Here is a 14,026-nt window from a genome sequence, read left to right as displayed (position 1 = left end):
ACCGGCCCGCGGAGCCTCGGTTGCCCGAGATTACTTGTACTGCTCGAGGTCGGCGGCTGCCTTCTTCAGCGCATCAGCCGGTTCGGCCTTGCCGGTGACAACCGACTGGACCATCTCGATCATGACGTTCTGGAAGCCCTTGTAGTCGGTGAAGAGCGGCTCTGGGCCACCATAGGCGATACCGTCGATGAACGGCTTCCAGAAGGGCTCCTTGGCGACGAATTCGTCGACAACCGGGCCGGGACGGAGCGGGGTGAGGCCAGCGCCGCCCTGCAGTTCGTATTCATGCTGGATGTCAGTGGACGTGATGTACTTGGCAAACTCGATCGCCTTTTCCTCGACGCCCGAACCCGAGAAGATCGCGAGGCTGTCGGTGATCAAGAGCGTGCCCTCACCCTTGGCCGACGGACCCTGCGGGAGCGGAGCGACGCCCCAGTTGATCTGGGTGTCCTTCAGGCGATAGGCAGCGCCCGAACCGGCCTGGATCATGCCGACCTTGCCATCGAGGAAGATGGCGCGGATTTCGTTCTGCTCGTAAGCGGTCGCACCTTCGACGGAGTAAGGTGTGATGTCCTTGTAGGCCTGAAGTGCGGCCAGCACTTCCGGGCTGTCCATGACGATCGTATCGCCGTCGATGACCTTGCCGTTGTTGGTATACACCCAGTGCATGAACTGGTGCATGGTGTTGTCGAAGGTCTTGGCCGGCAGGCCGTAACCGGCGATGCCCGTCTTTTCCTTGATCTGCTTGGCGAATTCGATCTCTTCAGCCCAGGTCTTCGGCGGGGTTTCCGGGTCAAGGCCAGCCTGCTTGAAGAGGTCCTTGTTCCAGTAGAGAGCCTTGGTCGAGAAGGCGATCGGAACGCCCCATTGCGTATCGTCAAAGGTGACGGTGTCGACGATGTTCGGATAGTAGGAAGCCTTTTCCTCGTCCGTCATCGGAACAGGGACGATCAGCTCGTTCTGGGCAAATTCTTTCAGCGTACGCGAGCCGACATAGGCCATGGCAACCGGGGTACCGGCAACAGCAAGTGTCGTCGCCTTGTCCTGGCACTGCTCCCAGCCGACGACTTCCGGCTTGACCTTCCAGCCTTCGTTCTTGCTCTCCCATTCGGCGATGTATTTTTCGTGGATCGGATCGATCACGTCGCCGCAGTAGATCCAGCTGATTTCCTGGTCGGCTGCAAGCGTGGTGAGCGCCGAGCTTGCGAGCAGGGCAAACGAGCCTGCGAGCATGGTCAGTTTTCTTGTCATCGGTAGTTCCCCTTTGTTGACAGGTTGAAAGCGTCCGGTTGGCCCGAATTTTTGTTTGGCAGCCTCTATTTCACGGCACCAGCGGTGAGCCCGCTGACGAGGTAGCGCTGCAGGAAGAAGATCACGATCATGGCGGGTGCGATCCCGACAAAGCTTGCCGCCATCAGCTCATTCCAGATGACCTCCTGGCGACCGAAATAGGCAAACAGCCCGATCGGCAGCGGCATGTATTCGGTCTTGGAATTGAAGGTCAGCGCGAAGATGAACTGCTGGGCATAGGCACCGATGAAGGTGGTGATGGCAACGACCGCGATACCCGGCATGGCGAGCGGCAGGACGACACGTCGGAAGGTGTAGAAATAGCTCGCACCATCGACATAGGCCGCCTCTTCCAGCTCCCGCGGAATACGCATCATGTAGGTGCGCAGCAGCCAGATGGCGGTCGGTATGAGGAAGGCCACACCCGGCACGATCATGGCGAAATAGGTGTTGAGCACGCCGAACGAGCGCATCAGCCGGAAGAGCGGGATGAGCAGTACGGCGCCGGAGAACATGTTGACCGCGAGGAAGGCGCCGAGCAGCTGGCCACGGCCGCGGAACTCGAACCGGGCGAAGGCGTAGGACGCCGGCACCACCAGCAGCAGCACGACGAAGGTCGCGATCGTGGAAATGAAGAAGGAGTTGAAGATATAGCGCGCAAAGCCCGGCACGCTCTCCCACATCGTGAAATAGGCGTCGAACGAGCCGTTTTCCGGCCAGAAGCGATAGGGAGAGGAGAAAAGCTGGCTGAGCGGCTTCAGCGATACCAGAAAGCCTTCGACGAACGGCGCGAGCACAAAGGTGAGGAAAAGTGCGATGCCTGCATAGATCCCGACGAGCTCGTACCAGCGATAGCGGTTGATCAGGGCTGTCTTGTCGTAGCTCATCGAGCGTGCTCCTGCGAAAGACGGCTGGTCACGCGGAAATAGGCGACGCAGAAGATCGACAGGAAGATGCAGATCAGCACTGCGCGGGCAGCACCTTCACCGTATTTCTTCGAACCGATTGCCGTGTGGTAGGTGTCGATGATCATCGTGGTGGTCTCGCCGCTCGGACCACCGCGCGTCAGGATCCAGATGATGTCGAAGGAATTAAAGGTCGAGATCAGCGAGATCATTGACATGGTGATCATTGCCGGCAGGATCAGCGGCAGAGTGATGCGGCGGAAGCGATAGAAGCGACCGGCGCCGTCGGTCCAGGCGGCCTCATAAAGATCCTGCGGGATCGCCTGCATGGCAGCCAGCATATAGAGTGTCACCATCGGCACGCCGATCCACACATCGGTGAAGATCGTCGCCCAAAAGGCGGTCGAGCCATAGGCCAGGAACGCAACGGGGCCATCGACCACGCCCATGCGCTGCAGCACGCCGGAGATCATGCCGAACTGGCCGTTATACATCCAGCCCCACATGAAGATGCCGATGGCCATCGGCACGATCCAAGGCGGCATGGTGAGCACTCGGAAGAGCGTGCGGCCCGGCACGGCGGCATTCAGCATCGCCGCGCCGAAGGTGCCTATAATCATCTTGATCGACACCGAGAAGAAGGTCCAGATGAAGGTCCTGACAATGACGGTCGCAAAGGTGTCGTTGAAGATCTTCTCGTAATTGACCCAGCCCACCCAGTTCGTCGTCTTGCGCAGCGAGGCATCGGTAAACGACAGAATGAAGGTATCGACGAGCGGATAGGCGACGATCGCGGTGATATAGAGAAGCGCCGGCGCGATTAGCAGCCAGGCGAAGATGATGGCGCTTTGGCGAGCCTGCATCCAACCGCTCCTTATGCCGAACGCATGCGGGAGGGGGCGTCCGACGCGCCATGCAGGCAGGCATCGAACTTCTCCCAGACCGGCTTCAGGTCGACGACCTTACGGCCGAGCCGCGCCTCGTCCATGGCAAGCGCCAGGATCCCGGCTTCGAGCGCATCGATGGCGGACACCGGCTGCTTGGCACCGGTCTGCACGAACGCGATGACATCTTCGGCCATCTGCTCGTCCGCACCGTAATGCTGTGATAGGGCAGACGGCGCCTTGTAGGTGTTTGCGATCACCTTCTCATTGGTGCGGGCGTCATGCACATCCATGAAGCCGCGGACGAAATCGCCTTCGGCCATGCCCTTGGAGCCGATCACGCAGAAACGGCGGAACTCGTCCGGAACGTTGAGATTGGTGTGGAAGGTCATCGACACGCCGTTCTCGTATTCGACGATCGCGGTCTGGTAGTCGATGATGTCGCCGTCGCTGTCGAACACCTTGTCGGAACCCTGCCAGCCGCTCGGCTTGCGGTGATAGACATTGAGGTCGTTTATGCCCTCTGCTTCCGGCGCATTTTCTGGAACGAAGCTCTTTCGACCGCCGAAGCTCGCAACGAAACGCGGCCGGGCACCCACCACGCCGTTGTAGAGGTCGAGGTCGTGGCAGCACTTCTCCAGCATGAAGCCGCCGGCATAACGGCCGTAACGGCGCCAGTCGCGCATGAAGAAGGCGCCGTGATAGGGCTGGATATGCTCGGACGCCTCGATCGAGACGACATTGCCGAGCCGCCCCTCTTCCTGGGCCTTGCGCAGATCGCGGTAGAGCGGAGAGTATCGCAGCACCAGACCGACCAGCAGACGGTCGTGGCCATAGGTATTCAGCAGCGAGGCAAGCGCATAGCTTTCCTCGATGCTGGTGACGATCGGCTTCTCGGTGAAGACCGTAAGGCCAGCCTCCAGCCCGATGCGGATGTGATCAAGATGCAGGTGGTTGGGCGAACCGATCATCAGCAGGTCGAAGCTTTCGCCGGCAATCAGGGCTTCGGGCGTGTCGTAGGCCTTGCCGGGAGAGATGCCAAATTCGTCGAGCGTCGCCATGCCGGCAGGCGCCGGATCGACATAACCGACGATCTCGAAGCTCGGGTCGATCTCCTTGAAAACCCGACCCAGATAACCAAGACGGAATCCGAGTCCGACAATCGCGACCTTCATGATGCATTCCCCTGCTTTCGTAATTATTTTTCGCAGACTGCGTCAAATTTCCGACATCGTCAACAAGGTGAGCGAAAAACTCGCCATTGATGAAAATCGTTTTCACAGCTGTCTGCGTGATCGGATGAAGAGCTGGATCAGCGATGCCCCTGCAGCCTCGAGTGTTTCCACTGCGTACGCCATCCAGAGGTTTCGGATTGGGCTCCTATCCAATCGTTAATTTAAGATACCAAAACTAGTCCAATCGTAAAGCGACTTCTGTCGAATTCGCGCCTAAAACAGCCAAATTGCTGTTTTCACGTCAGGATTTCTGACTTCCCACCATGTTGGAGCGATAAAATTCAAAACCATTTGCGAAATAGGTTTCTGGTTGGTATTGTTTCGAGAAAGACCACGGAGGGGACGCAAGCATGCTGACGCAGAAGATCGATGTCGCGGCTGCCCCTTGCTTGCGATTTGACCATCATCAGGGCAGAGGACACGCATGAGCACACCCCTACCCCTGGAACAGCTGCAATCGGTTCGCGGCGGACCGCTTTACGTCAAGCTCCGCAAGATGATTGAAGACGCGGTCGCCTCCGGCCGCCTCAAGCATGGTGAGGCCCTGCCGGCGGAGCGCGATATTGCCGAAGCGGCAGAGATCAGCCGCGTGACGGTGCGCAAGGCGATCGACGAACTGGTGGATGAGGGCCTTCTCGTGCGCCGCCGGGGATCCGGCACCTTCGTCGTCAAGCCCGTGCCGCGCATGCAGCAGCCGCTGAGCCAGCTCACCTCCTTCACCGAAGACATGCGCCGCCGCGGCATGGTCGCCGGCTCCCGCTGGCTGAGCCGTGGCCTGTTCTACCCGACAGCCGAAGAAACCATGATGCTGGGTCTCGTCAGCGGTGCCCGTGTGGCTCGCATCGACCGCTTGAGAACCGCCAATGACATGCCGATCGCGCTGGAGCGCACGAGCCTTCCGGACGACCTTCTGCCGGATCCCGATAAGATTGAGGACTCGCTCTACCTCTGCCTGCTCGACGCCGGCATTCGACCAGTCCGAGCCAACCAGCGCATTTCGGCCGTGCTCCTGAAGGACGAGGAAACCAAGCTGCTCGGCGTCCCGCCCGGCTCGGCGGCCCTCTCCGTTCAGCGCATCGCCTATCTCGAAACCGGCCGCGTGATGGAAATGTCGCGCGCCCTTTATCGCAGCGACGCCTATGACCTGGTGGCCGAACTCGGCATCGGCTCGCCCATGAAGCCTCAAGACTGAAAGCGCGTACCATGAACACGAAGATGCGTGAGGAGATCGACGAGATCCCCGCAGCCGCTGCCCGATTGCTGGAGACCTCCAGAACCGTCATTGCAGAAGCCGCAACCGCCCTGCGTGACAAAGATCCCAGCGTGGTCGTGACCATCGCTCGCGGCTCGTCCGATCATGCGGCACACTTTCTGAAATACGCGATCGAGCTGCAGATGGGCCTGCCGGTCGCCTCGCTCGGCCCCTCGCTCGCCTCGATCTATCAGGCGCCGATGAAGCTCGGCAAGGCAGCCGCCTTTGCCGTGTCGCAGTCGGGCGCAAGTCCGGACATCGTCGCGATGGCCAGAGGCGCCCGCCATGGCGGCGCGACCACGGTCAGCCTCGTCAACACCCTTCCCTCCCCGCTTGCAGACGCAGCAACCTTCGCTGTCGACATCAAGGCTGGCCCCGAGATCGCTGTCGCCGCGACCAAATCCTTCGTCAATTCCATCGTGGCCGGCCTCGCCATTCTCGCAAGCTGGAGCCGCGACGAGGCGCTGACGCGCGCCGTCGATACCCTGCCCGAGCACTTCGACAAGGCACTCGCTCTCGACTGGAGCGCCCTGCTCGAGCCGCTGAAATCGGCAGACTCACTCTACATGCTCGGCCGCGGTCCAGCACTTGCCATCGCTGCCGAAGCCGCGCTCAAATGCAAGGAAACCTGCGAACTGCATGCCGAGGCCTATTCCTCGGCGGAAGTCCTGCATGGTCCTGTCTCGATCGTCGGCCGCAATTTCCCCGTCGTCGCCTTTGCCGCCCGCGACAAGGCGGAAGCCTCGATCGCCGGCACTGTCTCGAAGCTTGCGGCAAGCAATGCCACCTGCTTCATCACCTCGGATCAGGCGACGGCCGGCCACAAGCTGCCTTTCATCGCGACGGGACATCCGATCACGGATGCGCTGGCGCTGATCGTTCCCTATTATGGCTTCATCGAATCCCTCTCCCGTGCCCGTGGCTTCAATCCCGACAAGCCGGTCGCACTGAAGAAAGTCACCGAGACCCAATGAGCCAAGCCTTCGCCATCACAGCAAGCCGCATCTTCGATGGGCACACGTTCCACAAGGACGCGGCGCTCCTGGTCGAAAGCGGCCGGGTCAAGGCAATCCTGCACAAGGCCGACCTGCCGACCGGTGTCCCGTGGCAGGATGCCGGCGATGCGCTGATTGCCCCAGGCTTCATCGACCTGCAGGTGAATGGCGGCGGCGGCGTGCTGTTCAACAACGATCCGACGGTCTCCGGCATCCGCACGATCTGTGAGGCCCATGCGCGTTACGGCACGACGGCTCTGATGGTCACGCTGATCACGGACGCACCCGAGATCAAGCGGGAAGCGATCGCCGCTGGCGAGGCCACCGCCAAGGCAGGCGAGCCGGGCTATCTCGGCCTCCATCTCGAAGGCCCGCATCTCTCCATCGCCCGCAAGGGCACTCATGATCCGGCCCTGATACGCGCGATGACGGAGACCGATCTCGATTACCTCGTCGCGCAAGCCCAGCGCTTCGGCATTCCGATGATCACGGTGGCGCCGGAAAGCGTCGCACCGGATCAGGTCAAGCGCCTGGTAAAGGCAGGTTACCGCGTCAGCCTCGGTCACACGGATACGACCTGCGCCGGCGTCGAAGCCTATGTTGAAGCCGGAGCAACACTCGTCACTCATCTCTTCAATGCCATGAGCCCGCTTGGCAATCGCGAACCCGGCCTCGTGGGTGCTGCCCTCACCTCACCTGCCCTGCATTGCGGCCTGATCGCCGACGGCTTCCATGTCGATCCGGTCACCATGAAGATCGCGCTGGCCGCCAAGACCGGCCCAGCCCACATCTTTCTCGTCACCGACGCCATGTCGACCATCGGTACCGACCAGACCGGCTTTGACCTCAACGGCCGCGCCGTCTACCGCCGCGACGGCCGCCTGACCCTTGCCGATGGAACGCTGGCCGGCGCCGACATCGATATGCTCTCCTGCGTGCGTTACGTGCACGAGAAACTCGACCAACCCCTGGAAGAAGCGCTGCGCATGGCATCGCTCTATCCCGCTGAAGCCATCGGCGCTTCGAGCAAGGGTAGCCTCGCGGCCGGCCAGGATGCCGACTTCGTCGTGCTTGGTTCGGATCTCGACATCCACGCGACCTGGATCGCAGGAACTTGCGTCTTTGCTGCGGGCACAGAACCGAAGCGGGCCTTTGCATGATCGTCTGCTTCGATATCGGCGGCACCGCCATCAAGGGTGCGCTGGCAATGAGCCCCGAAGACATCCGCCCCTTCCCGCGCAAGCCGACCCCGATCCACGATTTCGACGCCTTCGTCGCCACCCTCGCCTCGGTCATAGCCGAGGCTGAAAGCCTGGCCGGCGGACGGCCTGCCTGCATTGCGATCTCGATCGCCGGGGTCATCGATCCCGATACGGCAAACGCCGTGGTGGCCAATATCCCCTGCATCCACGGCCGCCCCCTGCAGGCGGATCTGGCAACGGCGCTCGGCCTGCCGGTCATCATCGCCAACGATGCCGACTGCTTCGTGCTGGCCGAAGCCGGCATCGGGGCGGCCCGCGGCCATCGCGTCGTCTTCGGTGTGATCCTCGGCACCGGCGTCGGCGGCGGCCTCGTCATCGATGGCAAGCTGATCAACGAGAGTGGTTTTGCCGGCGAATGGGGCCATGGACCAATCCAGCCAACCGAGGCCGGAACACCGCCGATCCATGTGCCGCGCTTTCAATGCGGCTGCGGCCAGATCGGCTGCATCGACGCGATTTGCAGCGCGCGGGGCCTCGAAAAGCTGCACAGGCACATTCATGCCAAACAGCTGACGAGCGAAGAGATCATCACGAACTGGCAGGCCGGCGACGCCAAGGCCGAGCGCACGATCGACGTCTATGTCGACATTCTCGCCGATCCCCTGTCCGTCGTGGTCAATGTCACCGGAACGACCATCCTGCCCGTCGGTGGCGGACTGTCCAACGTGCCGGAACTGCTCGCGCGGATCGATACGGCATTGCGCAAACGCATCCTGCGCAAGTTCAAGAGCCCGATCGTCGTTCAGGCCGCCTGTGGCGTCGAACCCGGTCTGATCGGCGCCGCAATCCTCGGGCTGGATTTTGCCAGCGAGCATCAGGGAGGCTGACATGGCAGCAGACATGCTGGTGAAACTCTATGAACTCCAGGCCAATACGGATCTAGACCGGCGGATGGAGGCAGAGGGCGTCACGATAAGGCGCGCGCTGGTGCCGGAACTCTCTGGGCTTTGCGCCTGGATCGAGCCTCGTTTCGGCGCCGGCTGGGCATCGGAAGCGACAGCGGCCATCATGCGCCAGCCCGTGACCTGCTGGATCGCCCACGAAGGTGAGACACTGCTCGGCTTTGCCTGCCACGAGGCGACGATGAAAGGTTTCTTCGGCCCGACCGGCGTGGACGAGGCCGCGCGCGGACGCGGCATCGGCCACGCGCTTCTGATCCGAACGCTCATGGACATGCGCGACCAAGGCTACGGATACGCGATCATCGGAGGCGCTGGCCCCATGGGCTTCTACGAGAAGAGCGTCGGTGCCATCGCCATTCCGGGCTCTTCGCCCGGTATCTACAAGGACATGCTGCCGCTGGCGGCACCATCGGGCATGACCGACTGAGACGCATCAGCCGAGTTCCAGCGTGGTAATGGCATAGATGCCTGCCTTTTGCACTGAGGGTGCTTCCCCGCGATACATCCGCGCGGTCCTGAAACCCGGCTTGAAGCCGAGCCGGCCAAGGAGATAGCGGAACCCTTCCTGATAATCCGGCACGTCCAGATGGACCTCTTCGCCTTGCAGGTTTTCGAGGCAGACCTTGAGAAGATCCTCCGCCGTGCGCCCGTCTGCAGCAAAGAGCGGTCCGATCTTGTAGCCGCTGAGGCAGGGACGCAGCACGGCATAACCCGCGACGGCACCTTGACGCCGGCAGACGAAGGCCCGACGGGGGGATCGCAGCCACGTAGCAAGGAACGCGTCACGGAACTCGGGAAAGAAAGCCCGGTCGAAGGCCGAAACCTCGGTGACATCAGCTTCATCCATCACATGGCAGCCGGCACCCGACCGGGTCAAAGCCGGCAAACGCTCGATGCTCCAGCGCACGGTGTCATAGGCCGGCACGAAGCCCATGCGACCATAATTCGCCTGCTGCTCGATGACACCGTCGAGGCCGATGACCCGGCCTGCGAGATGCGCCATGCCGGCATCCCAAACCTGCCGTCCGAAACCTCGGCCGCGGAAATCAGGGTGGCAGATATAAAGGCCGATGAACCCGAAACCGGAACCATAGCGCACGGCCGAAATGCCCGCAGCGAGCCGTCCGCCAACGAAACATCCGAGAAAGCCATAGGGATCGGCGGATCGGAAGGCGGCCGCATCGCCATGCCCCGGGTTCCAGCCTTCCAGCGCCGCCCAGCCGACAAGCTCCTCAACCTCGGCGGCCTCGAGCACGCGGATCTCCGCGTCAGCGGCCACGCTCAAGCCTCCATCGCCTGGGGCGCGAAGCGAGCGAGTTCCCCGCCATAGGCCTTGTGAACCGGGCTCGCATAGGCGCCGCGTTTGGCAGTCGACAAGCCCTGCGCAACCAGGCTCTCCGCCTGTTTGACGGCCGCAGCCACGCCGTCGATCACGGGCACGCCGAACTCCTGCCGCAGCGATGCCGTGAGATCCGCCATGCCGGCACAGCCCAGCACGATCGCCTCGGCCCTGTCGTCCTTCAGCGCTGCCGAGATCTCGCTGCGCAGCCGGTCGCGGGCGTTGGAGTTTGGATCCTCAAGGGAAAGAACGGGCACGTCCGCCGCCCGCACCTTGCAGCGGCTACCCATGCCGTAGCGATGCACGAGATGTTCGACCGGGAGCCGCGAACGTTCCATGGTGGTCACGACGGAGAACCGTTGGGCGATAAAGGAGGTCGCTGAAAGGGCCGCCTCGCAGATGCCTATGACCGGGATGCCGGCCAGCGCCCGGGCTGCATCGAGCCCGGTATCGTCGAAACAGGCAATCACGATTGCATCTGCCCCTTCGCGTTCGGCCTTGACGATTTCCACCAGCAGGCCGGGCACCGCGAAGACCTCGTCATAATAGCCCTCGATCGAAACAGGCCCCATCGACGAGGTGATCGCCAGGATTTCGGTTCCGTCATGGGCGACCCGCCGCGCAGCATCGGCAATGGTCGCAGTCATGCTGGCAGTCGTATTCGGATTGATAACGGCAATTTTCATACGATTACGCCCGCCCCCGACGGCGGTTCATGGCCATGATGATGCCAAGCGTTCCCGCGATCACCAGGAAGGAGAAGAGCGTCGTCACCGTGCCGAGCGCGTAAAGGACAGGCGTCGTGACATTGGTCGTCATGCCGTAGATCTCGAGCGGCAGCGTGTTGTAGGTCCCCGAGGTCATCAGCGTGCGGGCAAACTCGTCATAGGAAAGCGTGAAGCCGAAGAGCCCGACACCGATCAGCGGCGGCGCGATCATCGGCAGGACGACGTAGCGGAATGTCTGCCAGGAGGTTGCGCCAAGGTCGCGCGCGGCCTCCTCGTAAGCCGGCGAGAAACGGTTGAAAATCGCAAACATGATCAAGACGCCGAAGGGCAGCGTCCAGGTCAGATGCGCGCCGAAGGCCGAGGAATACCAGGCCGGCTGGAGGCCGAGCTGGCTGAACAAGACACCGATGCCGAGCGAGATGATGATCGAGGGCACCACGAGGCTGGCAACCGAGAGGTAGAAGAGCGCCGTTGCGCCCACGAACTTGCGCCGGAAGGCAAGGCCGGCCAGCAGCGAGACCACGACCGTCACCACCATGACCATGATGCCAAGCGCGAAGGACCGCCGGAACGAGCCGCCGAAATCGCCGACCGCCTGCTGTTCGAAGAGATTGCCGAACCAGTGGAACGACATGCCGTTGAGCGGGAAAGTCAGGCCCCCATTCGGCCCCTGGAAGGAGAGGATCAGGATCGCCGAAAGCGGCCCATAGAGAAACAGCACGAAGAGGGCGAAGAAGGCGGCGAGAACGTAAAATTCGCGCGGACGCTTGTCGGAATGCATCTTCAGAGCTCCTTCCGGATATCGACGACACGCAGGATGGCGGCGACCATCAGCAGGACCAGCGCTAAGAGCACCACTGCATTGGCGGCAGCCGCCGGATATTGCAGCAGCGACATCTGGTTCTTCATCATCAGCGCCACGGAAGCGCTCTGGCCGCCGGACATCACCTGCACGGTGGAGAAATCGGCCATGACGAGCGTCACGACGAAGATCGTCCCGATCGCCATGCCGGGCTTCGACAAGGGGATGATGACATTGGTCAGGATTTGCCAGCCGCTGGCGCCCGCATCCCGCGCGGCTTCGAGCAGCGACCGGTCGATGCGCATCATCGTGTTGAAGATCGGGGTGACCATGAACAGCGTGTAGAGATGTACCATGGCGAGCACGACCGCGAAATCGGAATAGAGCAGCCATTCAATCGGCTGCGGAACGATGCCGGCATTGACGAGCGCCGAGTTGATCAGCCCGTTGCGACCGAGCACCGGGATCCAGGAGATCATCCGGATGATGTTGGAGGTCAGAAACGGCACGGTGCAGACGAGAAACAGAACGCTCTGCATGGCCGATGTCCGCACGTGAAAGGCGAGGAAATACGCGACCCAGAAGCCGACGAAGAGCGTGATCGCCCAGACGATGAAGGCAAATTTCAGCGTGTTGAGATAGGTCTTCCAGGTGACCCAGGACCCGAGAGTCTCTGTGTAATTGAAGGTGACGAAGTCGGGATACATCTGGGCGAAGTCGTAGTCCCAGAAGGATACTGTCCCGATCATCAGGATCGGCAGCAGCAGGAAGGCTCCGAGAATGACGATCAGCGGCGTCGCCTGCAGATAGGAGACGAACCTAAGCGGCACACGGATCACGCGTTTCGGCTTGGGTTTGCCGACGCCCAGAAATCGGACTTCCACCATGTTATCAGGTCTCCTGTCGCTCGATCAGCATTCCGCATGAGAAGATGCCCCTCATCCCCCTGCCTGGACCTTCTCCCCGCAAGCGGGGAGAAGGGGTTCTGGGGCCACCTCCCCCTTGAGGGGGGAGGTCGCGGCAAAGCCGCGGGTGGGGGTGATCCATTGCAGACTTTCACCCCACCCCGGAGCTTCGCTCCGACCCTCCCCCTCAAGGGGAGGGTAAGACATCAAGCCGCAATGAACTCGTTCCAGCGGCGGACCATGTAGCGGTCCTCGTCCATGACGGAGTTCCAGCAGGCAACCTTGCCCATGCGCTCTTCGAAGGAGCCGCCGTCGCGGACCGCACCGGCCTTCTCCATCACCTTGCCTTCCGGCGAGAGGATGTCGCCCTGGGCAGCCTTGCCTTCGATCCAGTAGCCCCACTCGTCGGCAGACATGAATTCCTTCGCGGTTTCCATGCAGGCGGAGTAGTAACCCTGGCGGTTGAGATAGCCGCCAACCCAGCCGGACGTGTACCAGTTGATGTATTCATAGGCCGCGTCGAGCTGCGCGCCGGTGAGATGGGCGGCAAGACCGAGACCACCGCCCCACGAGCGATAGCCTTCCTTGAGCGGCTGATACTTGCAGGCAATGCCCTTGGAACGAACGGCGGCAACGGCCGGCGACCACATCGACTGGATGACGACTTCGCCCGATGCCATCAGGTTGACCGACTCGTCGAAGGACTTCCAGAAGGCGCGGAACTGGCCATCCTGCTTGGCCTTGATCAGGAAATCGATCGTCGTGTCGATCTCTTCCTTCGTCATGTTGCCCTTGTCGGCATATTTGATGATGCCCATGGCTTCGCAGATCATCGCGGCATCCATGATGCCGATCGACGGAATGTTCAGGATCGAAGTCTTGCCCTTGAACGCCGGATCCATGATGTCGGCCCAAGAGGTGATTTCGCGACCGACGAGATCCGGACGGATGCCGAGCGTGTCGGCATTGTAGATGGTCGGCATCATCGTGAAGAGTTCGGTCTCGCCCGAGGCGAAGGTCTTCGCATCCTTGCTTTCGACATAGCCGACCGTGTGGGGTGCCGTCCCCTGGGCGATCACGCTATCGGGCAGAAGCTTGCCGGTTTTGAACAGCGGTACGACCTTGTCGTAGAACTTGAGCTTCGACGTTTCCATCGGCTGGATGACACCGGTCGGATAGACCTTCTTCAGGATCCAGTATTCGATGTCGGCGATGTCGTAGGAGTTCGGCTGGGTCACGGCGCGCTGGGCTGCGGCGTCGGAGTCGGTCGCCGTCATCTCAAGCGTGATGCCGAGGTCGGCCTTGCACTTCTCGGCGATCGCATTGATGTTCGACACGCCCGTGCCGAACTGGCGAAGCGTGATCGGGTTCTGCGCCCAGATCGTCGGGAAGCCGGTGATCGCGCCCGAACCGGCGGCAAGGCCGGCCGCGGCCGATGCGGTTTTTAGGAATGTACGGCGGGATACGCCCTTCTTGGTCTTGCTGCTGTCTGACATTGCGCTGTTCTCCTGGCTTGTTTGTTGTTTG

The 14,026-nt window shown here is 61.7% G+C and carries 14 protein-coding genes; 5 read left to right on the top strand and 9 right to left on the bottom strand.

Going from position 1 to position 14,026, the window contains the following annotated elements:
* Positions 1–30 precede the first annotated feature (30 nt).
* The 4 genes from FAA86_RS00760 to FAA86_RS00745 all read right to left on the bottom strand — a co-directional run bounded on the left by FAA86_RS00760 (position 31) and on the right by FAA86_RS00745 (position 4,254).
* On the bottom strand, positions 31–1,251 hold the full coding sequence (locus FAA86_RS00760; protein ID WP_136537926.1) for an ABC transporter substrate-binding protein: 1,221 nt from the start codon (positions 1,249–1,251) through the stop codon (positions 31–33).
* Between the two features lie 65 nt (positions 1,252–1,316).
* Complete coding sequence (locus FAA86_RS00755; protein ID WP_113461888.1) at positions 1,317–2,177, bottom strand: carbohydrate ABC transporter permease; 861 nt, start codon at positions 2,175–2,177, stop codon at positions 1,317–1,319.
* Positions 2,174–3,058 (bottom strand): carbohydrate ABC transporter permease, encoded by an 885-nt coding sequence (locus tag FAA86_RS00750; RefSeq protein ID WP_113461889.1) that lies wholly within the window; start codon positions 3,056–3,058, stop codon positions 2,174–2,176. Before FAA86_RS00750 ends, FAA86_RS00755 begins: the two co-directional genes overlap by 4 nt.
* 11 nt (positions 3,059–3,069) lie before the next feature.
* A complete protein-coding gene (locus FAA86_RS00745) occupies positions 3,070–4,254 on the bottom strand; it encodes a Gfo/Idh/MocA family protein (protein ID WP_136537925.1) in 1,185 nt (394 codons plus the stop codon).
* Between the two features lie 484 nt (positions 4,255–4,738).
* Here FAA86_RS00745 and FAA86_RS00740 point away from each other — a divergent pair, with 484 nt between their 5' ends.
* The 5 genes from FAA86_RS00740 to FAA86_RS00720 are packed head-to-tail and all read left to right on the top strand — an operon-like array spanning position 4,739 to position 9,152.
* Positions 4,739–5,506 (top strand): GntR family transcriptional regulator, encoded by a 768-nt coding sequence (locus FAA86_RS00740; protein WP_113461892.1) that lies wholly within the window; start codon positions 4,739–4,741, stop codon positions 5,504–5,506.
* 11 nt (positions 5,507–5,517) lie between these two features.
* Complete coding sequence (locus FAA86_RS00735) at positions 5,518–6,540, top strand: SIS domain-containing protein (protein WP_136537924.1); 1,023 nt, start codon at positions 5,518–5,520, stop codon at positions 6,538–6,540.
* Positions 6,537–7,721: an N-acetylglucosamine-6-phosphate deacetylase gene (gene nagA, locus FAA86_RS00730; protein ID WP_136537923.1), complete on the top strand. Its 1,185-nt coding sequence runs from the start codon at positions 6,537–6,539 to the stop codon at positions 7,719–7,721. Before FAA86_RS00735 ends, nagA begins: the two co-directional genes overlap by 4 nt.
* Positions 7,718–8,650, top strand: a complete 933-nt coding sequence (locus FAA86_RS00725; RefSeq protein WP_136537922.1) for an ROK family protein — start codon at positions 7,718–7,720, stop codon at positions 8,648–8,650. The genes nagA and FAA86_RS00725 overlap by 4 nt, the downstream gene beginning before the upstream one ends.
* A gap of 1 nt (position 8,651) precedes the next feature.
* Positions 8,652–9,152, top strand: a complete 501-nt coding sequence (locus tag FAA86_RS00720) for a GNAT family N-acetyltransferase (RefSeq protein ID WP_136537921.1) — start codon at positions 8,652–8,654, stop codon at positions 9,150–9,152.
* Positions 9,153–9,158: 6 nt separating this feature from the next.
* Here the strand turns inward: FAA86_RS00720 and FAA86_RS00715 are convergent, their stop codons facing one another.
* The 5 genes from FAA86_RS00715 to FAA86_RS00695 form a co-directional block, all read right to left on the bottom strand.
* A complete protein-coding gene (locus FAA86_RS00715) occupies positions 9,159–10,004 on the bottom strand; it encodes a GNAT family N-acetyltransferase (RefSeq protein WP_342774112.1) in 846 nt (281 codons plus the stop codon).
* Between the two features lie 2 nt (positions 10,005–10,006).
* A complete protein-coding gene (locus FAA86_RS00710) occupies positions 10,007–10,750 on the bottom strand; it encodes an aspartate/glutamate racemase family protein (protein WP_136537919.1) in 744 nt (247 codons plus the stop codon).
* A 4-nt stretch (positions 10,751–10,754) separates the two neighbouring features.
* Entirely contained in the window at positions 10,755–11,573 is an 819-nt protein-coding gene (locus FAA86_RS00705; protein ID WP_136537918.1) for an ABC transporter permease, read from the bottom strand.
* Between the two features lie 2 nt (positions 11,574–11,575).
* On the bottom strand, positions 11,576–12,481 hold the full coding sequence (locus FAA86_RS00700) for an ABC transporter permease (RefSeq protein ID WP_136537917.1): 906 nt from the start codon (positions 12,479–12,481) through the stop codon (positions 11,576–11,578).
* Between the two features lie 224 nt (positions 12,482–12,705).
* Entirely contained in the window at positions 12,706–13,995 is a 1,290-nt protein-coding gene (locus FAA86_RS00695; protein ID WP_113458931.1) for an ABC transporter substrate-binding protein, read from the bottom strand.
* Positions 13,996–14,026: the final 31 nt, after the last annotated feature.

The organism is Rhizobium rosettiformans W3, assembly GCF_004912135.1.
Classification (GTDB): Bacteria; Pseudomonadota; Alphaproteobacteria; order Rhizobiales; family Rhizobiaceae; genus Allorhizobium; species Allorhizobium rosettiformans.
This window is presented reverse-complemented; position numbering and strand designations above follow the sequence as displayed.

Bases quoted from the DNA above. Each gene is read 5' to 3' on its own strand.
- FAA86_RS00750 (WP_113461889.1), bottom strand. From the start codon at position 3,058: ATGCAGGCTCGCCAAAGCGCCATCATCTTCGCCTGGCTGCTAATCGCG.
- FAA86_RS00760 (WP_136537926.1), bottom strand. From the start codon at position 1,251: ATGACAAGAAAACTGACCATGCTCGCAGGCTCGTTTGCCCTGCTCGCA.
- FAA86_RS00735 (WP_136537924.1), top strand. From the start codon at position 5,518: ATGAACACGAAGATGCGTGAGGAGATCGACGAGATCCCCGCAGCCGCT.
- FAA86_RS00695 (WP_113458931.1), bottom strand. From the start codon at position 13,995: ATGTCAGACAGCAGCAAGACCAAGAAGGGCGTATCCCGCCGTACATTC.
- FAA86_RS00745 (WP_136537925.1), bottom strand. From the start codon at position 4,254: ATGAAGGTCGCGATTGTCGGACTCGGATTCCGTCTTGGTTATCTGGGT.
- nagA (WP_136537923.1), top strand. From the start codon at position 6,537: ATGAGCCAAGCCTTCGCCATCACAGCAAGCCGCATCTTCGATGGGCAC.
- FAA86_RS00755 (WP_113461888.1), bottom strand. From the start codon at position 2,177: ATGAGCTACGACAAGACAGCCCTGATCAACCGCTATCGCTGGTACGAG.
- FAA86_RS00705 (WP_136537918.1), bottom strand. From the start codon at position 11,573: ATGCATTCCGACAAGCGTCCGCGCGAATTTTACGTTCTCGCCGCCTTC.
- FAA86_RS00725 (WP_136537922.1), top strand. From the start codon at position 7,718: ATGATCGTCTGCTTCGATATCGGCGGCACCGCCATCAAGGGTGCGCTG.
- FAA86_RS00710 (WP_136537919.1), bottom strand. From the start codon at position 10,750: ATGAAAATTGCCGTTATCAATCCGAATACGACTGCCAGCATGACTGCG.
- FAA86_RS00740 (WP_113461892.1), top strand. From the start codon at position 4,739: ATGAGCACACCCCTACCCCTGGAACAGCTGCAATCGGTTCGCGGCGGA.
- FAA86_RS00700 (WP_136537917.1), bottom strand. From the start codon at position 12,481: ATGGTGGAAGTCCGATTTCTGGGCGTCGGCAAACCCAAGCCGAAACGC.
- FAA86_RS00720 (WP_136537921.1), top strand. From the start codon at position 8,652: ATGGCAGCAGACATGCTGGTGAAACTCTATGAACTCCAGGCCAATACG.